Genomic DNA, 18,976 nt, shown 5'->3' with positions numbered 1-18,976 from the left:
ATCCTAGTGCCAGTGCTCAGAGGCTGTCTTGCGCGCGTGCACGCAGAGAAATTTCCTTGACGTAGGCCTTGGGCGACAGGCCGGTGTGCTCGCGAAAGCACTTGTAGAAGGCCGACAAGGAATTGAATCCGGCGGCAAAGGCCAACTCATCGATACGTAACGGCTGCACGGCCTTGTCCAGTGCAGCCAGCAGATGCTGCAGGCGCGCCTGGTTGACATAGCGGTAGAAGCTCTGGCCGAGCACCTGGTTGAGCAGATAGGAAATCTGATTACGGCTATAGCCGCACTCCCCGGCTACCCGTTGCAGGTCCAGGTCGGGGTCCAGGTAGGCTTGCTGGCGCTGGAAATACTGTTGCAGGTCATCCGCCATAAAGCTCAGTTGCCGCGGCGACAGGCCCAGGCGACTGGTCGCCGCGCGTCTACCGCCAGTGGTCGTGCTGGCGACCTGTTCGCGCACCAGGGACGCGTATTCATTCACGCGCCAGATCAGGCCGTCACGCACGGTGATCGCCTCGCTGGAATGAAACGATACCAGGCCCTCGCCGCCACGCAGGGTCATCTGGTACTGGATAAAAGCGGTATTGCCATCCAAACGGATGCGATCGCTATGTTCGAGGGCTTCATCTGATTCGCGCGGCATGCTCGATCCTACGTATTCGCGCAGCTCTGAAAGGCCCAGGACACGGTTCTGAAAGAAGTCGTGGTACTGGATCTGGGGATGGTACAGCGCCATCACCCCGTCAAGGTCGCGGTGTTTCCAGCACAGGTGGTAACGCAAAACGGTTTCGCCGGTCGCCCGGGTCTGCTGCGGGCCGTCATTGTCGTCGGACATGGCGCACTCGAACCAAGATTAAGAGACATAGATCAAATTACACGAAAACAATCGCCGAACGGCTTGAAAAAACTCTCTTGCGCCCGTTGAACGGATGCTATTTTTAAGCCTTGTGCTGGTGGGACCATGAGGTCCCGCCGTTCCTACCCGCGAGCAAAAGGAAGCGCTCAATGATCCAGGTGGGCAACATGAGTAAAGTCTTCAGCAAGGTGACTTTCCCCAACGCATGCCAACTGATGCGCTGGCATTTTCATCCCATGGGCTTCGAAGCCAGCATGGATGCGCCGGGCAGCATGGTTGCCCGGCTATTCGACCGGGCCAGCGGCGAAACGCTGATCGCCATCGCCGGCATTCCTTGCGCCACGGTGATGAACGCCGCCGATGTGGAGCGGATCATCGAGGCGGTCGAGGATGAGCTTGAGGCCTTTGTGCCGCCCATGGGGCTGCGGGCCGTCAACTGACTCGAAGTCTTGCAAGTCAATTGTAGGAGCCTGGCTTGTCGGGACACCGCATCGCAGCGAAGAAGCCCTTGAAGGCGCCAAAAGCTTCGCGGGCAAGCCCTGCTCCTACAGTTATGCGGCGTTTTCAATAGCTCATTTAACGTTCAAGGCCTGAGCGCTGGCGCGTAAATCGGCGAAAAACGCTTTGTCCCCCGCCACCCGATCCGAGGCCTTGGGCCCGTTCGCGGCCTGGCCGTCCTGCCCGTCCAGATACCAATAGCAATGCTTTACCGCCCGGGTGATGCCGACATAGGCCAGCCGCAGGATCTCGTCCTTCTGCGCCTTGTCGTAGGCCTCGGCATCGCCATCCTCCCCGAGCCCGGCCATGCGATAGACCTGGTTCTTGTAGGGTGAACGGGTCAGATGCAGGCAGTCGCCCAACAGGAACACCACATCGGCCTGCAGCCCCTTGGCGCTGTGATAGGTCAGTTGCTTGAGCCGTCGCTGCTCGAAAGGCAAGCTAGAATCAACATTAACTACATAAGAAATATGCTCATTAATCAGTAACTTATCGCTACTTTTTCGAAACAACATCAAGATGCTTTCGCCACGCCGGTAGTGCTCTTCCAAACGTTTGGCCAAACCGGCATCGTCCCGATCCAGCACATTGACCGGCCACAGTTCCTTTGGCTCGCCGCTGGCCTTGGCCTTTTTCCCGGCAATCGCCGGTGCCGCGCGGACAATATGCTCGGCCGCATCGATGATGTGCTGATGACTGCGATAGTTGTCACTGAGCATGACCCGGGTGGTCGCCGGTGACGGGAATTGCTTGCTGAACTCCATGAAGTACTTGGGCGAACTCCCCCGCCAGCCATAAATCGACTGCCAGTCATCGCCCACGCACAACAGCGACGAATGCCGGGCCGCGCGACCGACCTGCATCGCCGGGCCACGGCGGCGGATCTCCCGCAGGCTGGCCCGCAACCAGGAGACGATCTGCGGTGAAACGTCCTGGAACTCGTCGATCATCAGGTGCGACAACGGACGCAATAGCTCGTCACTGAGCAGCGCCTGGTTTTCCGGGGTGTTTTCGCCGAACAGCGAGAACATGCGGTTATAGGTCATGATCGGTGGCGACTGGGCCAGCAGATGGGCTTCGAGGGCCTTCCAGAACAGGCTCAGGGCTTCGAAGAAGAAGCGGTCCGGATCGTCCTGAGCGAAACTCATCCGCGCCACGGCGGCCGGCACATCCAGCCCAAGGTTCTCGATAAAGCCGGCGGCCATCACAAAACAGTCGAGCAGTGGTGCGGACGCCAGTTCACCCTTGACCTTGTAATCGAAGCCGGGACCGGCGGTGGCATCACCCGCCAGGGACGACAAAACGCATTTGGCTGATTCGTAACTATCCAGCCATATCAATGGCTTACGACAGAAAGCTTGAAACAAGGTGCGCTTTACCGCCCATTCGGCGCGCACCGTGAGCTTGGATCCGGGACGGCTGATCTGCGGACTTTCCCGCGGATCGAAGCCAAGTACCACCCAAGCCTCCAGCTCGGCAATGTAACCATGGCAATGGAACGGCGAACCGTTGATCTCGATGACCTCACGGTCCGGTTCAATCCCGGCAATCGGCCAGGCACCCGCGCGAAACCACAGGTCCTCCAGGGTGTCGCACAGCTCCTCGTCGCGTTTGGACGCCAGCTCGGTGACCGCCATGCGCTTGCGCACATCCGGGTGGTCCTGGTCCAGCTCACGCAGTTGCAGAGCCTGCTTGTAGAGCGGCACCAGCACTTCGCGAAAACGCGGATTATCGGTGTGCAAACGTTGATAGCAGGCATTCAACTGCTGGCGCTGGGCGTCGTTGATCCGCAGGTCGAACGGGTTGCTGTCGGCGCCTTCCTCGGCGAACAGGCTACGCTCACTGAGGTTCTCGAACGCCTGCAACTGACCGAAGCCTGGCAGGCTGCGGACCATGGGCAGGATCCGCGAGTGAAAGGTGCGTACCACCTCACGGGCATCCCGAGGGCTGAGCACATGTCCCCAGAGGCCCATGACCTCCACCAGCTTGGCCATGAAGTCCTTGCGCGACTCACGGGTAAAGGTCACCACGGTCATGGCGTCCAGTTCAAAGCCCAGGTAGTGGGTCAGCAGCAGGATGCGCAGCACCAATGAAGTCGACTTGCCGGCACCGGCACCGGCGATCACCGACGTCGAGGGTGTGTCACTGAAGATCATTTTCCATTGCGCCGCACTGGGCTGCGACTGGGCAGGCAGGAGCCGGGCCACATCGGCCTTGATCCGCTTCTTCAATTCCGCCGTCAGCGGCAGGCGCCAATCGTCGAACAGATTGTCGTCGACCCCGGGTGCGCGATGTTCTACCGGACGCGTATCGCGGATCAGCAGGACCTGGCGTCCCTCCTCCAGGCCGTCGCGTCGCCCCTCCTCATAACCGTACTCGAGGCCGGCGCCATGGCCGCTACGAAAGCCGTCGGCCTGGCCCTGCAACCAGGACGCCACGTGCTGGGCGCGCAAACGACTCAGGCCGCCGCCCAGCAACTTGGCCAGCAGGCGCTTGAACAGGGGCAATTGAGCCAGGGAGGAAAGTTCGGCAGGCGGTTCGGGTGTCGGTGATGGCACGCTGACTCCAGGTAGGCGACGGTCTGGGCGAAAGGCCTATGGTCGCTCCATTACGTCCCGAGTTCTAGTCAATTGCTTGTCGATCAGCCATTTAGGCGACGAATTGAAAGTCCGGAGAGAACTTTAACAATCGAACAAACCGATTGATTTAAGGCATTTTTTACGCTTTTTATCGATATCTATTTAATAGATGATCGCTGCCATCAACCACCGGTTACCGTCCTGCCCCGGCTCCTGCCGGCCCATGACGAACCTGAACAGGAGAAGACTCATGCTGCAACTTCGACCCTTCAAGACCCTGGGCGGCGCTCATCATGGCTGGCTGGATGCGCACCACCATTTTTCGTTCGCCGAATACCATGATCCGCAACGCATGAACTGGGGCAACCTGCGGGTCTGGAACGACGACGTGATCGCACCCGGCACCGGCTTTCCAAAACACCCGCACCGGGACATGGAAATCATCACCTATGTCCGTGAAGGCGCCATCAGCCACGAAGACAACCTGGGCAACAAGGGCCGTACCGAAGCCGGTGATGTCCAGGTCATGAGTGCCGGGACCGGGATCGCCCACAGCGAGTACAACCTGGAATCGACGCCGACCAAGATCTTCCAGATCTGGGTGATTCCCAACGAGGCCGGTTCGGCCCCGTCCTGGGGCGCCAAGCCGTTTCCCAAGGGGGAACGTGGCGAAGGTTTCGTTACCCTGGCCAGCGGCAAGAGCGGCGACGACCAGAGCCTGCGGATTCGCGCCGATGCCCGCCTGGTGGCGGCCAATCTGAAGGCTGGAGAAAGTGCCGAGTATCGCCTGGACAGCGGTCGTCGGGCCTATCTGGTGCCGGCCACGGGGGTGATCGAGGTCAATGGCCTGCGTGCCGAAGCCCGCGACGGGGTGGCGGTGGCCGACGAGCAGGTGCTGCGGGTGACCGCCGTGCAGGACAGCGAAATCATCCTGGTGGACCTGGCCTGATTCGCTGATCGGCAAAACCAAAAAGGGGTGAACGACCATCGTCGTTCACCCCTTTTTCTATCTGCGAACCCAATCAACTGTAGGAGCTGGCTTGCCAGCGATAGCGATGTTGGATTCACCACCGCAATCGCCGGCAAGCCAGCTCCTACAGAAGCCACAATCAGCTCGGTGAAATCGCCCCATCCACCAGCACCTGGGCTTCTTCCACCAGACGCTTGAGGTGATCGTCACCGATAAAGCTCTCGGCGTAGATCTTGTAGATGTCCTCGGTGCCCGAAGGACGCGCGGCGAACCAGCCGTTCTCGGTCATCACCTTCAACCCGCCAATGGCCTGGTCGTTGCCCGGCGCGTGGCTGAGGATGCGCTGGATCGCCTCGCCCGCCAGTTGCGTGGACGTCACCTGCTCAGGTGCCAGTTTGCTCAGCAGGGCCTTCTGCGCCGGGGTCGCCTTGGCATCGACCCGCACGGAGAACGGCTCGCCCAGTTCATCGGTCAGGCCGCGATAGATCTGGCTCGGATCACGCCCGGTGCGCGCGGTCATTTCCGCCGCCAGCAAGGCCGGGATCAGGCCGTCCTTGTCGGTGGTCCAGACGCTGCCGTCCTTGCGCAGGAACGACGCCCCCGCACTCTCCTCGCCACCAAAGCCGAGGGAACCGTCGAACAGGCCGTCGGCGAACCACTTGAAGCCCACCGGCACTTCGTACAGGCGCCGGCCCAGGCGTGCCGCAACCCGATCGATCAGGCCGCTGCTGACCACGGTCTTGCCAACCGCAGCATCCGCGCGCCACTGCGGACGGTTCTGGAACAGGTAGTCGATGGACACCGCCAGGTAGTTGTTCGGCGCCAACAGGCCGCCGGACGGGGTGACGATGCCGTGACGGTCATGGTCAGGGTCGCAGGCAAAGGCCACGTCGAAGCGTTCTTTCAAACCGATCAGGCCCTGCATCGCATGGCTGGAGGATGGGTCCATGCGGATCTTGCCGTCCCAGTCCACGCACATGAAGCGGAAGGTCGGGTCGACTTCGGTGTTGACCACTTCCAGATTCAGTCGATAGTGCTCGGCAATCGCCGACCAGTAGCGCACGCCGGCCCCGCCCAGGGGGTCCACGCCCAGGCGCAGGCCGGAGGAACGGATGGCATCCAGGTCGATGACATTGATCAGATCGGCCACGTAGGTGTTGAGGTAGTCGTGGCGATGGGTGGTGCTGGCCTTGAGCGCCTGCTCGTAGCTCACACGCTTCACACCGGCCAGGCGGTTGGCGAGCAGTTCGTTGGCCTTGGCCTCGATCCACTTGGTGACATGGGTATCGGCCGGGCCGCCATTGGGCGGGTTGTATTTGAAGCCGCCGCTTTCCGGTGGGTTATGGGACGGGGTGATGACCACGCCGTCCGCCAGGCCCGAGGTGCGACCGCGGTTGTAGCAGATGATCGCGTGAGAGACCGCGGGCGTCGGCGTGTACTCGTCGGCGGCGGCGATCATGGTGTCCACGCCATTGGCGGCGAACACTTCCAGGGCGCTGGCGCCGGCCGGCGTGGACAACGCATGGGTGTCGATGCCGACAAACAGCGGACCGTCGATCCCCTGGGCCTGGCGGTACAGGCAGATGGCCTGGCTGATGGCCAGGACATGCCACTCGTTGAAACTCAGCTCGAACGAAGTGCCACGATGCCCGGAGGTGCCGAAGGCCACACGCTGGGTGGAGATCGCCGCATCGGGCTGGCCGGTGTAATAGGCCGATACCAGTCGCGGGATATCAACCAGCAACTGTGCCGGTGCCGGCTTGCCCGCAAAAGGACTGAGTGTCATGCAAAACCTCTGGAGATGGATGGTACGGGGGAAGACGCGCAGTTTACTGGCAGTTCGACACTGACGTTAAGGGTTCTATCCGTTGGCGCGAAGATTTTCCATGGGAAACGCGCTCCCCCGTGAGAGGAAGCGCGTCTCTTGATCAGCGCAAATGATGCGGCGCGTTAGCGCGCCCGTGCTTTCATTTCGCCAAGGGCGGCGACCTGATGATTTTTCAGGTCATAGCGCAGTCCTGCAATCAAGTCGGAGATGGCCCGACTGCTGTCAAGCTTCGATGCCTGGATTCCGGTGACCATAAGGTCGATCCGTTCGGATTTTCGGTCGAAGACTCTGACCGTCAACGACTCGTCCGCCCCCAGGCTGCATTGGCAGCGCGTGGGCAGGAAACTGCTCTCGATGATGTTGCGTAATTCCAACGTGGACAATACTTGCATGGCGACTCTCTCCTTTATGTGAGACGGCCAGGTCTTTGGCAGAACAGCCAGGGTTAGCCATTCACATCTGCGTTTCAAGCGGGCGCCCGGTCCAGCCATGGAGGACGACACCGATATTCAGATTAGGCCTTTTCACACAGCTCGTTAAGGTTATTCGTCCGACAATCCGACACAATGACCTTGCACTCAGCGTGCCGAAACAAGATGAATTATTGTTTGTTGGAAAAATCAATGCGTTAAGGCGCTAATAGACCCGCGCGTCCATGCAAAATGCATCAAATGCCTTCTAGGATCGTGCCGTTTGCCGGTATCGTGGCAAACGCCCCTGGCCTGGACCGGCATCCAGCGCCAGTGTCATTAGGCACCGTGCCGCCACCGCATCCATCAAACGAGGGAGTACCCCCTCATGACAGGGCAACGAGAGCTCATGAATTCGACGACTATCGCCGCAACCTTCCTGCTGGCGCTAACCACCACCGGCGTGTTCGCCGCCGACAAAGCCGACCTGGCCCCCTTCCCCAAGGCCGAAGACGGATTCACCCGCTCGGTCATTCGCGTGCCGAAGATGACCAAGGACTCCGACCATCGGGTCGAGATCATCGCCGGCAAGGTCATGCCCGTCGATTGCAACACCAAGCGCCTGGGCGGCAACCTGGACGAGAAAAACCTCGAGGGCTGGAGCTACTCCTATTACCGCCTGGAGAAAGTCACCGGGCCGATGTCCACCCTGATGGCCTGCCCGCCCGGCAGCAAGACGAAAAAAGACTTCGTCCCGGTGATCGGCGAAGGCTACATGCTGCGTTACAACAGCAAGCTGCCCCTGGTGATCTACGCGCCCGATGACCTCGAGATCCGTTATCGGATCTGGACACCGTCCAAGCTGATCAAGCCCGCCAGCCCCGAATAAACCGTTCTGGCTCACGCAGCCCCGCCCAGGGCTGCGCGTTCGGCAACGTGGCGCAAACTGTCGAAGTTGATATTGGCCCCCGAGTTGACCGCCACCAGGGTCTGGCCGCGCGGCCCATGGGCCGCCACGTACTGCTTGATGCCCGCCACCGCCAGCGCACCGGAAGGTTCGGTGATGGAGCGGGTATCGTCATAGATGTCCTTGATCGCGCTGCACAGCTGGTCGTCGCTGACGGTGATGACCTCATCGACATACTCACGACAGATTTCAAAACCATACGCCCCGATCTGCGCCACGGCCACGCCGTCGGCAAAAGTCCCGACCTTGGGCAACACCACCCGCTCCCCCGCCCTTAGCGCCGCCTGCAGGCAATTGGAGTGCTCCGACTCCACGCCGATGATGCGCACCTCCGGCCGCAGGTATTTGACGTAGGCGGCGATGCCGGCGATCAACCCGCCGCCGCCGACCGGAACGAAGATCGCATCCAGCGGCCCGGGATGCTGGTTGAGCAACTCCATGGCCACGGTACCCTGCCCGGCGATCACATCCGGGTCATCGAATGGCGAGACAAAGGTGTAGCCACGCTCCCCGGCCAGTTGCAGGGCATGGGCCAGGGCAAACGGAAAGCTCTCCCCGTGCAGCACGGCCGTGGCTTCACGACTGCGCACGCCCCGCACTTTCAGTTCCGGTGTGCGGGTGGGCATGACGATGGTCGCCTGGATCCCCAGGGTTCGCGCCGCCAGGGCCACGCCCTGGGCGTGGTTGCCCGCCGAGGCCGTGATCACGCCGCAGCGTCGCTGGGCCTCGCTGAGCTGGACCAGCTTGTTGTAGGCCCCTCGGATCTTGAAGGAGAACGTCGGCTGCAGGTCCTCGCGCTTGAGCAGGATCTGATTGCCCAGGGTCAGGGATAACGCCGGGGCCACTTGCAACGGGGTACGAATCGCCAGGTCGTAGACCGGCGCGGCAAGGATCTTGCGCACATAGTCGCCAAGCAAATGGCTATGGGTGGCAGGTTCCTGGCTGAGGGTAGCGGTGCTGGGCATGGCGGTCTCCGGGTGATCGTTTGGCCTCGGAGACAGAAACAAAAAACCCGCCTCGGAGGCGGGTTTGGGTAACAGATACAGGTCAGCCCGCCAGATAAGGAATGGCGGTAATAATGCTTGGCTGAGAAAAGCGCTGTACGGAAGTCATGTGTCGACGTTATCCGGGCACCACGGCCAAGTCAATGCCCGGATGCATCGATTACCAGGCCTGGCCACGACGCTTGAGCTCCAGGCGCCGGACGAACTCCTCGAGCACCAGGCCGTAAAGATCATCCTGCAGATAGGCGTCCTCGATACCGGCGTCCATGTTCGGGTTGTCGTTGACCTCGATTACCACGACCTTGTCGCCGGACTGCTTGAGGTCGACACCGTAGAGCCCGTCGCCGATCAGGTTGGCGGTCTTGACCGCCAGCTCCACCACCGCCCGCGGTGCTTCGTGAACCGCCAGGGTGCGGCATTCGCCGTTGATGTCCTGGCCCTTGGCCTTGTGGTTGTAGATCTGCCAATGGCCCTTGGACATGAAGTACTGGCAGGCGAAGATCGGCTTGCGATTGAGGACACCGATGCGCCAGTCGTATTCGGTGTAGAAGAACTCCTGGGCCAGCAGCAGGACCGAGTGTTCGAACAACTCGGCGGTGGCCTCCAGCAACGCCTGCTGGCTTTCGACCTTGATCACGCCACGGGAGAAACAACCGTCGGGGATTTTCAGCACCAGGGGGAAACCCAGCCGATCGCCGACCCGTTCGAAATCTTCCGGTCGTTCCTTGTAGAGAATCTCGGTGGCGGGCATGCCCAGCTTATGACTCTTGAGCAGGTCGGTCAGGTAGACCTTGTTGGTACAACGCAGGATCGAGGTCGGATCATCCATCACCACCAGGCCTTCGCTTTCGGCTTTCTTGGCGAAGCGGTAGGTGTGGTTGTCGACGCTGGTGGTCTCGCGGATCAGCAGGGCGTCGTATTCGGCGATACGCGAATAATCCTTTTTCTCGATCAATTCGACATCGATGCCCAGGCCCTTGCCGACCCGGATAAAGTTCTCCAGTGCCTTGGCATTGGACGGCGGCAGCGCCTCCTGGGGATCATGCAACACCGCCAGGTCATAACGGGCCAGGCGCCGCGAACGGGGCACGCGCCAGATCTTGCGACTGAAACTGTCCAGGGACTGGGCAAAGTGATCTTCCTGATCTTCGCGCAACTTGTGCAAGGTGCCCGACTTGACCCCTTCGATATGCCAGGCGTTGGTCTTTTTAAACTCGACCAACAATATCGGACAGGGAAAAACTTCAAATAACTGACGCGCCAGATCCTGTAACGGCTCGATCACCGTACTGCCAAAATACAAGGTCAGGGTAAAGCCTTCGGTGCCTTGGTAAAGTTGATGGCCCAGGGCTTTATCGAGGGTTTTGTCGAGATCGTCCAGGGCCAGGCCGTACAGCGCCTTGCGGGTCAATTCGCTGATGGTGCGCACCGACGGAATGACCTTGTGCCCTCTCGCCTCGGCCAGCAACGAGCAGTAATAGCCGTGGCCCAGGTACTTGTAGCTGCGGCACAGGTTGATCACCTGGACACGCTTGCCAGACTCATTGCCCCGGGTCTGCTCAAGGTACTCCTGGGCCGTGACGATGTCTTCGCTGGGAAAATAAGAGGCCCAGTCTTCCTTGCGCTCCACGATAATAACCAACTGACTGCCGGGACTTGTTGAACTTGACAAAATACTTGTCGTGGTTATTGCTGTCAGTGCAGTTTGCTCGGATACTTCGCGCCAATGACCTTGTACCGCTGACATAAAAACCGACCCCATGGAAAACAAGACACTTCCTATTAAGCACGAAGTTTTTTGAAAGTCCCGTTTCGTTACACAACTTTTACGGTGGTTATATGGATCTTGTCTTTCGCATTGCCACGACCGATGATTTGCCCGCCTTGCTGGAACTGGAAGAGCACTGTTTCACCACCGACCGGCTGACCGCCCGCAGCTTCCAGTGGATGGTCAGCCGTGCCCATGCGCAACTGATGGTCGCCCAGCAAGCGGACGCTCGACTGGCCGGCTATGCCCTGGTGCTGTTTCATCGCGGCACCTCCCTGGCGCGCCTGTACTCCATCGCCATCGCTCCCCACGCTCGCGGCACCGGACTGGGTAAGGCACTGCTGCAACGTAGCGAAGCCTGCGCCCTGGAGCATGACTGCGCCTACCTGCGCCTGGAAGTGCGCAGCGACAACGCCGCCGCCATCGCCCTTTACGAACGCAACGGCTATCGCCGCTTCGGGCGGATCAGCGATTACTACGAGGACCACGCCGACGCCCTGCGCCTGGAAAAACGTATTCTTGAACACCGCGACAGCCGCGACCTGCAGGTCCCCTACTACGCCCAGACCACCGAGTTCACCTGCGGGCCCGCTTGCCTGCTGATGGCCATGGGTGCGTTACAGCCGGGGCGCAGCACCTCGCGCCGGGAAGAGGTGCAAATCTGGCGCGAAGCGACCACGGTGTTCATGACCTCCGGCCATGGCGGCTGCAGCCCCCAGGGGCTGGCATTGGCCGCCTGGCGCCGGGGTTTCGCGGTGCGCCTGCAAGTGAGCATCAGGGGGCCGCTGCTGCTCAACGGTGTGCGCAACGAACATAAAAAAGACGTCATGCGCCTGGTCCACGAGGGCTTTGAAAGCGAGCTGGCGTCAACCGATGTCGAGCAGGTGTTCGGCGGCCCGCTGGACCTGCCACGCCTGCTGGCCGCAGCGGGACAACCGCTGGTGCTGATCAGCAGCTACCGCCTGACCCGCTCCAAGGCCCCGCATTGGGTGATCGTCACTGACTGTGATGAAGAATTCGTCTATCTGCACGACCCGGATGTCGATCACAGCCAGCATCGCCAGCCATTGGACTGCCAGCATCTGCCGGTCAGTCATGCCGAGTTCGACAAGATGAGCGCCTTCGGCAGCAGCAAGCTGCGGGCGGCGGTGATTGTCTATCGACGTGAGCAGCAATAAGCTGGGAGCGATACTCAGCGTTGCATATTCGGATCGCTGCGGGTACCGGGGTTAATTGGCACCGCCATCGGTGCCGACTGATCGCGCGGATAGCCATTCTGGATCGCGCCGTTTTCAATGGTCGCAGGCCGTGGCGTCGGCAACGTACTCGGACCGCGCAAGGGCGGTGCGCTGGACACCGAACCCTGGCGACTGTTTGGATTGGCGCGGCGAATCGGGCTGTTGTAGGGGTTGTCGCTGTTGGGCAGGTTTTGCGCCAGCAACCGCGGCGCGCCCTGGGGAGTACCTTCGGCAGGAAGGGCAACGACCAGAAGCCCGACGACCAGCAAGGCTATCGGAGCTAAGACCAGTCTGTTCATGACGCCTCTCTTCAAGGGTGAGTTCGTTATGGGGGTTGGACAACGCCTCGCCCCATAATATACCCGCAACCGCCTCGAATTCAGTGCCGCCGTGGCACAACCGGCCGCCTTACTGTCGGCCCAGCCCCGCCAGCAGGCCACTCAGCGCCTGGGGCGCCAGTTGCAATTTGGTCCCGCGTTGCGCCGCCTGCTCGATATCCGGGATCAGCAGGCTGGTATGGACGTCACTGTCATAGAGCATCAGATCCTCGCCGCTGCGTTGCAACACCAGCCGTTCGGAATCGGCACTGATGAGCGCATCACGGCTCTGCGCGTCAATGACGATCTGTCGATAATGGCTAAGCAACCCACGACCCAGTGGGTAGTGATGCACTTCATGGCTGTGGCCGGAAACCATCAGGCACTCGGCCTCCTCCAGGACCGGCAACGGCTCGCCGTACGCCGGACTGCTGTGGTCGAGCTGCAGGATCAGGTTGCCTTTGGACAAATGGACAAAACTGTAGCGCCCTACCGGCGTCGCCTGCAGATTGTCCAGGCACCACAATTGCCCACTGTCTTCATCATGGATATAACCGCCCGCCTGGCCTGCGGCCTTGCCCAGGTAAGTCAACTGATGGTCTGCCTGCGGGCCTTGGGCACACAGCAGCTCCGCGCTGTCCGGCAGATACCAGCCGGGGGCCTGGCCCGGCTCGGTCAACAGTCGCACGGCCGAGGGCAGGTCGTAATGCTGGCGCAACACCGCGATCCGCTCGCCGACCTGTGCCCTCTCTTGCGGCGTCTTGATCCTTAGCGCAATCAGCGTCGCCCGCTCCGTCAGTGTGGCGGCCACCGGCAGCAGGACCATGGCACCGTCGCTGCTTTCCAGGTGCAACCGGGTCCCTTGCCGCTGCCCCCTGATCCACTGCTGCGGCGCCTGCCAGGCCATCGCATCGGGGGCCGCGGGTGACGGGAGCAACTGCTCGTCGAATGCCAACTCGGTCTCGGCCGGGAGCAGGGCCTGGCGATAGAGCTGTTGGCTCTCGCCATCCAGAATCCAGGCATGGCGGTCATCGGCGGTCAGTCCCAGATAGGTCAGGGCCTGCCGTCCATCAAGATTGCCGCCGCCCTGCACCAGCCGTTGCGCGGCACAGTCATACCAGGCGCCGGTGGTTTTTCCCGCGAGGCCTCCCAGCCCCCATAACGCCAGGTTGTCGAGTCGTGCCGGCGCCGTACTGGCCAGCCGTCCGAGCGCCGTCGCCAGATCTTCCCGGTGGCCGGCGACCCAACTGGCAACCACGCCCGCCAGCCGCGCAGCGCCACGGTCCAACAGCCATAGGCATCCCTCCGTCGTCAGGGCCAGCCACGGTGACTGATCGCCGCCCCGGACAGCACTGACCTCACTGAGGTCCACCGCCGTAGCCAGCGTCCCGCTCATGCCTTCATCGGCCTGGAAGTAAGCCCGCCGCGCATGTGGGTCGTAGAAGTAGAAACCCGGCTTGTCACCCCCCGTCGACCCCACCAGCGAAAGGTCCCGCGGCAGGGCCGCGCCCAGATTTGCCCGCACCACACGCGGCGGCTGGTACTCGCTGTTGAAAACCAGCCACTCGCGCTCTGTCGTCTGCCCCAGGCTGGCGGCGCAGGCCACTACTCGCGCGCAGATGGCGCTGACTTGCCGCTCGGTCATCCGTTTTAGCGGATCACGCCAGTGTGCAGCGGCGGATAGCAGGGCCAGACTGTTTTCGCCGGGGTTGAACAGTTGCCCGACCCGATGGATCGCCAGCAGTTTCAGCGAGGCCTCTTCGACCTGATAAATGTGCTCGACGGAGCAGTCCGGCAACAGCTCTTCAATCGCCAGCAGGAGTTGAGCATCGCGCTGCACCAGGCTGCTGTGGGTGATGGTTCCGGCAAAGGTCCGCGGCCGGTACTGGACCAGTACCTGTCCCGTGGCGATTGCCACCTGCCAGACATCCGCGTCCCGGTAGAACCAGGCCTTGTCTTCGACGATACCGCCCAACTGCGCCTGGCCGAGAAACTCACTGGCCTGCGGATAATCGGTGTAGATAAAACGGTCCTGGCTCACCTGATAGAACGCCCTGCCGGTGTCCTGCCCGGCCGGGCGATAATGATCAACCGTCACGAAGGGTTGGCTGTGGGGTGAATGGCTAGTCAACTGCTTGAGATGCGCATGCAGGGCCTGCCAATCCGCGAATACACTGCCATCGGCCTCCAACAGACTCAGTTGCTGGTTCTCCCGGTCGACGGTAAACAACTCGCCACTGGCGTCGATCAACGAAATCTCGCCACAGTTCTCCGCCAGGGTTATCGCCAGGCTCCCCACCTGCAACTGACTGCCGTCGAGGCGCATCGTGGCCTCCTTCAATTGCCGGGCATCCAGTGTCCAACGGCTGTTCGCCGAGCCCCCCAGGGAAATCGACACACCGTCCAGCAGGCCGAGACGGTAATGACCGCCCTCGCCCTCCAATTGATAGGACAGCTTGCCCAGCAGGATATCCGGCAGCGCGGGCACCAGGATGTCACGGTCCTGGGCGTCCAATAACACCCTGACCGGTGTCTCCACGTACTCCGGCATAATCCGCCGGACAATCCGCTCACCGGGGAAGGCGTAGAAGTCAAAGTCGAAGCGATAGTCTTCCTCGAGCCTGCGCAACACATCAAAACCGTAGTCGTGCCGAGTGGTGGCAAACGGCAGGATCATGTATTCGTAATTGAGGTACGACTTCGGGGTCATGGGTAGCACCAGGATCGCATCGCCGGGGGCGAAGCTGACCTCGGCCTGGCGATAACCGATACCTTCGCGAATATTGATCGCCTGGCTCTTGTCCAGGTTCGCTCCGCGGCCTGGCCACCAGAGGAAGTAGTTGCTCCTGCCGGAGCCGGTCGAGCCCCTGGGGTCGTTGCGGTAAAGGTATTGGCTGCCCAGGGTCAGTTGCTGGCGACGCAGATCCAGTGCGCTGATCACCGCGCCCGGAATGGACTCCATCAGGACATGCCCGGGGGCCTGGACATCCGCCCCATGATCGGTGCTGTTTTTGCGCTCCACGCGCCGATAGCCGCCCTGGCGATAGGCGCTATCGAGACCGGCAAAATAGCTACCCACCTGGGCGGCCTCCTCGGCCACGGCACTGAAGGCCTGGGCCAGGGCGGTGAAGCCGATGCCCAGGCCCGCCACGGGTGCCGCCAGCGCGCCGGCAAAACCCGAAGCGGAGGCGGCACCGACGATACCGGCATTCGCCGCCATCGAAGCGCCAAGACTGAACACGCCGAGGGCCAGTCCGGCGCTATCAAAGGCCAGTTGGGTGGCGAAGACCGCACGCTGGGCTTCATTCTGCGCCTGGGACAACTCGATGACATCCAGTACCACGCTGCCCAGATTCAAGAACAGGCCAACGCCGGCATTGAGCCTGGAGAGCGACGACATCACGTTGAGGGACTGCGCCTCACTGAAAAACGCCTGGCCCTTGCTGATCGCCAGTGCCGAACGAAACAGGTGCACGACTTTCGCCACATCCATGACCGTGCCATGGACGATCTGCGCCGTATTGAGCCAAGCGTGCACTTGCAGCGAACAGCCCAATACCGCCGTCAACTCGCCGCCGGCCGCCTCGGTGCGACTCTTGTGGCCAAACCAGGCGAACAGGGTCTGGACCATAAACAGCGCATTGAGCCCATCGGCGGCCTCCCCTTCGGTCGCGTCGACCTGGCCCGCCAAGGGCTCGCCCGCCCCCTCGCGAGCCTGCGCGACCCGGGTCAGTTGCCGATTGTAGTCCTGCATGAATTCAACCACGCGGCGGTCCGTCAAACGCAGTACCCGCGTCGATTCCTCAGGATGCGCAATCTGCGCGAACGCCAATCGGTACTCGCCGCCCTTGGCAGCTTCCTCCTGCTTCAGGCTGTGCCAGAGCGGCAGCCATTCGCCCGCGGACAGATTATTGTCACGGTACAATTGCTCCATGCCTTGCTGAAAGCCTTGCACCCGCGTCACCACGCCGAGCCGCTGTTTCTTCAGCTCCAACTGAGCCAGTTTTTCATCCAGCGTCTCCGTCAGCAGCAGGCTCTCGTCGTACCCGGTTTTTCCTGGCGCGACCAGCGCCATCCAGGCATCGCCGCTACGACGCAGGACCATCTTGGTATCCGTGAGGGTGACGCCCCGTTTGCCGCCCTGCGGGTTGACGATAATTTTCGCCGAATGGGCCGCGACGGAACGTACGGAGAGTTTTTCCCGATCCAGGGCGTGTACGAACGCCTGTATATAGCTACTGGTTTCTGTCGGCTCGTTATCCACCAGCGCGCACCCCACCAGGCTGATATGTTCCGGCGCGGCAGCTCGCGCCCGCACCTGCCCGGACAGCAAAGGATGGTCCAGTAACTGCCTGAGGCCTTGCGCCAGTTCGGACGGCAAGTAACCCGCCAGGGTCCGCTGCCCGGCGGCATCGTCACGACCATGACCCACCGCCTGCAAACGCCAGTGGTTTTTCCCCTGCCGGTTCAATTGGCCGATCCGCGCCAGCAGCGAATCCTGGCCTGGCGCGAAGCGCAACTGGCCCGCGACGTCGAGCTGGAGCAGCAATGAATCCGAAGGGTGTTTACCGGCCAGATCAATCGCCGCCTGCCTGACCGTCCGATTATCTTCAAGCTGAACGATCAGTTGGTAGTCGAACCGGCTGGTACCCTCGCTTTCGTTGGATACCGCCAGCGCCGGCAGATCCCACTCGCCGACTTCGTCCCGGTTCAGTACGCTGTCATCTTGCGAAAGAGGCTCTCTGTTCTCGTCGTCAGAGGCTGACGCCGACCACTGCTCGACATTCGCCCTCTGCACCGCCTCAGGGTCGTAATAATCCTCGCCACTCCAGCCGACCAATACTTCACCGGGAATAAAACCGACCCGTTTCTCGATATCATGCATCGCAACCACGAAATCGCGAAGACGGTTGTTTAATGCTTCGGGTGTACTGGAGGTCGTCACAACATTGCGCAACGCCAACAGATAGGATCTTTTATTGTTACTCAAGCGCGCATGCCGGGAAACCTGGTAACCACGCTGTTTGAATCCCTGCTCCTTGGCCTCACTGAAGTCATTGATAATCAGGACCTGCGCACCCTTTTCAACCGCTCGCGTCACATAACGATCGACTTTCTCATAAAACTCTTCAACGCTTAGATAGCTATTACTGAAATGCCCACTGAGCAGGATCAGATCACCTGGCCCCAGATCGGATCGCGCAAACAACTCCCAACCGTCACCGTTCAGGAACTCGGTGCTGTCGAGATTCCCGCCGTGGAGCCGACTGATAAAAAACAACTTTCTTTCATTGGTGATCAAAGGAAGAAAATTGACCCGGTAATGTTCCTCCGCCGTCAGCAAGGACAGAGGCAAGTGCAACCTGTACTCGGCCGAGGAGACTTGGTTGATGGTGACCGCACTAGTATGCTTGGCCGCATTCTGCATGACATAAAACAACGCGGCGACCCGTGTCCTGGCGGTTAATTGACCAATTTTCGGCACCGCCGGCTCATCAACAATCACCTTGCCATCTTTCAGCGAGATCAATTCAGCCAGACTGTCTTCAAAATAATCCTTTACCGCCTGACGAAGATTGTCCGCCCGATCCTGCCTGACAAACGCCTTGAGCTTTTCCCGCCGTCTTGCTTGTTCCGCCTCTTTTTTGGGTAAAGGGACGTCATCCGGAAAAAGGCGCTCAAAACTCATTGACAGGTTGTCGTCGAAATCAAAACCATGCTGGCGGCTGATCGCCAGGAGATCGGACTTGATCTCCTGGACACCCCTGACGACGCCCTGCGGATGGCTGACCACCTCGCTCTGGGTCACCGCGATCAAGGGATTGATATCGTTGACGATGATTTTGCCCTTGAACCCCAGCGCCCTGGCCCAGTTCGAATAAACCCCCGAGCCGGCCATGGGTTCTATCACGCGGGTGACCACAGGTGCAGGGGTACCCTCTGACTGGCGGTGAAGGATATCGGCAATCAGCGCGCCATCCACCTGCTCCAGTTCGGTGGCCACACTGCCCGGCATGCTGAAAAAAGGCAGGCCACGCAGATCAATCCTGAGGTCCATCTGGCTGAGCGCCCGGACCTTTTCCGCGCGTGTTCCACTGCTATCGCGCAGGCGCTCTTTCACCTTGCGCCAGAAATCGGGATCACGTTTGCCGCCACGTCCCATGCCGGTCACCGGATAAGCGGGATGCCGGGTGTTCCAGTTCGAGGCAGTGGTCAGATAGTCCTCGTAAATAGAACCTTTCAAGCCATAACTACCGTAGTGGTAGCGATCACGCAGCCAGCCACGGAACTCGCTGATCCGGCTTTCCACCTGGGCCGGCGTATAGCCGCTCAAGACCCCTTCCGCACCCGCCACGCCGAGGACCAGGATACGGGCATACCCGTTCATCTGTGTGGGATCGCCAAGCACCGGTACAAAGCCTTGCCCGCTCAGTCGAAACCACAGGGTCGGCTTGTCGGGGTGCTGCAGTCCGAGTGAGCGTATGGCGTCGGCAATCCCCGGGACCTCGCCAAGCTCCAGGATGACCTGGCTGTCAAAGGTTTC

Annotated in this window: 12 protein-coding genes; 4 read left to right on the top strand and 8 right to left on the bottom strand. The window is 61.0% G+C overall.

What is annotated here, in order from left to right; translation table 11 throughout:
• Positions 1-16 precede the first annotated feature (16 nt).
• Positions 17-832: a helix-turn-helix domain-containing protein gene (locus M5C01_RS17685; RefSeq protein WP_152739700.1), complete on the bottom strand. Its 816-nt coding sequence runs from the start codon at positions 830-832 to the stop codon at positions 17-19.
• Between the two features lie 170 nt (positions 833-1,002).
• Here M5C01_RS17685 and M5C01_RS17680 point away from each other — a divergent pair, with 170 nt between their 5' ends.
• Positions 1,003-1,293 (top strand): DUF1652 domain-containing protein, encoded by a 291-nt coding sequence (locus M5C01_RS17680; protein WP_152739699.1) that lies wholly within the window; start codon positions 1,003-1,005, stop codon positions 1,291-1,293.
• 132 nt (positions 1,294-1,425) lie between these two features.
• On the opposite strand, the gene M5C01_RS17675 is transcribed toward M5C01_RS17680, so the two are convergent.
• Complete coding sequence (locus M5C01_RS17675) at positions 1,426-3,909, bottom strand: UvrD-helicase domain-containing protein (protein WP_178129864.1); 2,484 nt, start codon at positions 3,907-3,909, stop codon at positions 1,426-1,428.
• 271 nt (positions 3,910-4,180) lie between these two features.
• Between M5C01_RS17675 and M5C01_RS17670 the strand changes: the two genes are divergently transcribed.
• A complete protein-coding gene (locus M5C01_RS17670; protein WP_152739698.1) occupies positions 4,181-4,879 on the top strand; it encodes a pirin family protein in 699 nt (232 codons plus the stop codon).
• Positions 4,880-5,039: 160 nt separating this feature from the next.
• Here the strand turns inward: M5C01_RS17670 and pgm are convergent, their stop codons facing one another.
• Positions 5,040-6,686, bottom strand: a complete 1,647-nt coding sequence (gene pgm, locus M5C01_RS17665) for a phosphoglucomutase (alpha-D-glucose-1,6-bisphosphate-dependent) (RefSeq protein ID WP_103494254.1) — start codon at positions 6,684-6,686, stop codon at positions 5,040-5,042.
• A gap of 164 nt (positions 6,687-6,850) precedes the next feature.
• Positions 6,851-7,120 (bottom strand): DUF1652 domain-containing protein, encoded by a 270-nt coding sequence (locus M5C01_RS17660; RefSeq protein WP_103494253.1) that lies wholly within the window; start codon positions 7,118-7,120, stop codon positions 6,851-6,853.
• Between the two features lie 427 nt (positions 7,121-7,547).
• Here M5C01_RS17660 and eco point away from each other — a divergent pair, with 427 nt between their 5' ends.
• Positions 7,548-8,027 (top strand): serine protease inhibitor ecotin, encoded by a 480-nt coding sequence (gene eco / locus M5C01_RS17655; protein ID WP_103494252.1) that lies wholly within the window; start codon positions 7,548-7,550, stop codon positions 8,025-8,027.
• A gap of 11 nt (positions 8,028-8,038) precedes the next feature.
• Here the strand turns inward: eco and ilvA are convergent, their stop codons facing one another.
• Positions 8,039-9,070, bottom strand: coding sequence for a threonine ammonia-lyase, biosynthetic (ilvA, locus tag M5C01_RS17650; RefSeq protein ID WP_152739697.1), 1,032 nt, complete (start codon positions 9,068-9,070; stop codon positions 8,039-8,041).
• A 199-nt stretch (positions 9,071-9,269) separates the two neighbouring features.
• A complete protein-coding gene (locus M5C01_RS17645) occupies positions 9,270-10,856 on the bottom strand; it encodes a RimK family protein (RefSeq protein ID WP_152739696.1) in 1,587 nt (528 codons plus the stop codon).
• 92 nt (positions 10,857-10,948) lie between these two features.
• Between M5C01_RS17645 and M5C01_RS17640 the strand changes: the two genes are divergently transcribed.
• Positions 10,949-12,055 (top strand): GNAT family N-acetyltransferase/peptidase C39 family protein, encoded by a 1,107-nt coding sequence (locus M5C01_RS17640; protein WP_152739695.1) that lies wholly within the window; start codon positions 10,949-10,951, stop codon positions 12,053-12,055.
• Between the two features lie 14 nt (positions 12,056-12,069).
• Here the strand turns inward: M5C01_RS17640 and M5C01_RS17635 are convergent, their stop codons facing one another.
• Together M5C01_RS17635 and M5C01_RS17630 are read right to left on the bottom strand one after the other, a co-directional pair.
• Positions 12,070-12,414: a hypothetical protein gene (locus M5C01_RS17635; protein ID WP_152739694.1), complete on the bottom strand. Its 345-nt coding sequence runs from the start codon at positions 12,412-12,414 to the stop codon at positions 12,070-12,072.
• 109 nt (positions 12,415-12,523) lie between these two features.
• Positions 12,524-18,820 (bottom strand): TcdA/TcdB pore-forming domain-containing protein, encoded by a 6,297-nt coding sequence (locus M5C01_RS17630; RefSeq protein ID WP_178129862.1) that lies wholly within the window; start codon positions 18,818-18,820, stop codon positions 12,524-12,526.
• Positions 18,821-18,976 lie beyond the last annotated feature (156 nt).

Source organism: Pseudomonas sp. MWU12-2319, from assembly GCF_023242525.1.
Classification (GTDB): Bacteria; Pseudomonadota; Gammaproteobacteria; order Pseudomonadales; family Pseudomonadaceae; genus Aquipseudomonas; species Aquipseudomonas gingeri_D.
Note: the sequence above shows the minus strand (reverse complement) of the source record. Positions and strands in the feature narration are given on the sequence as shown.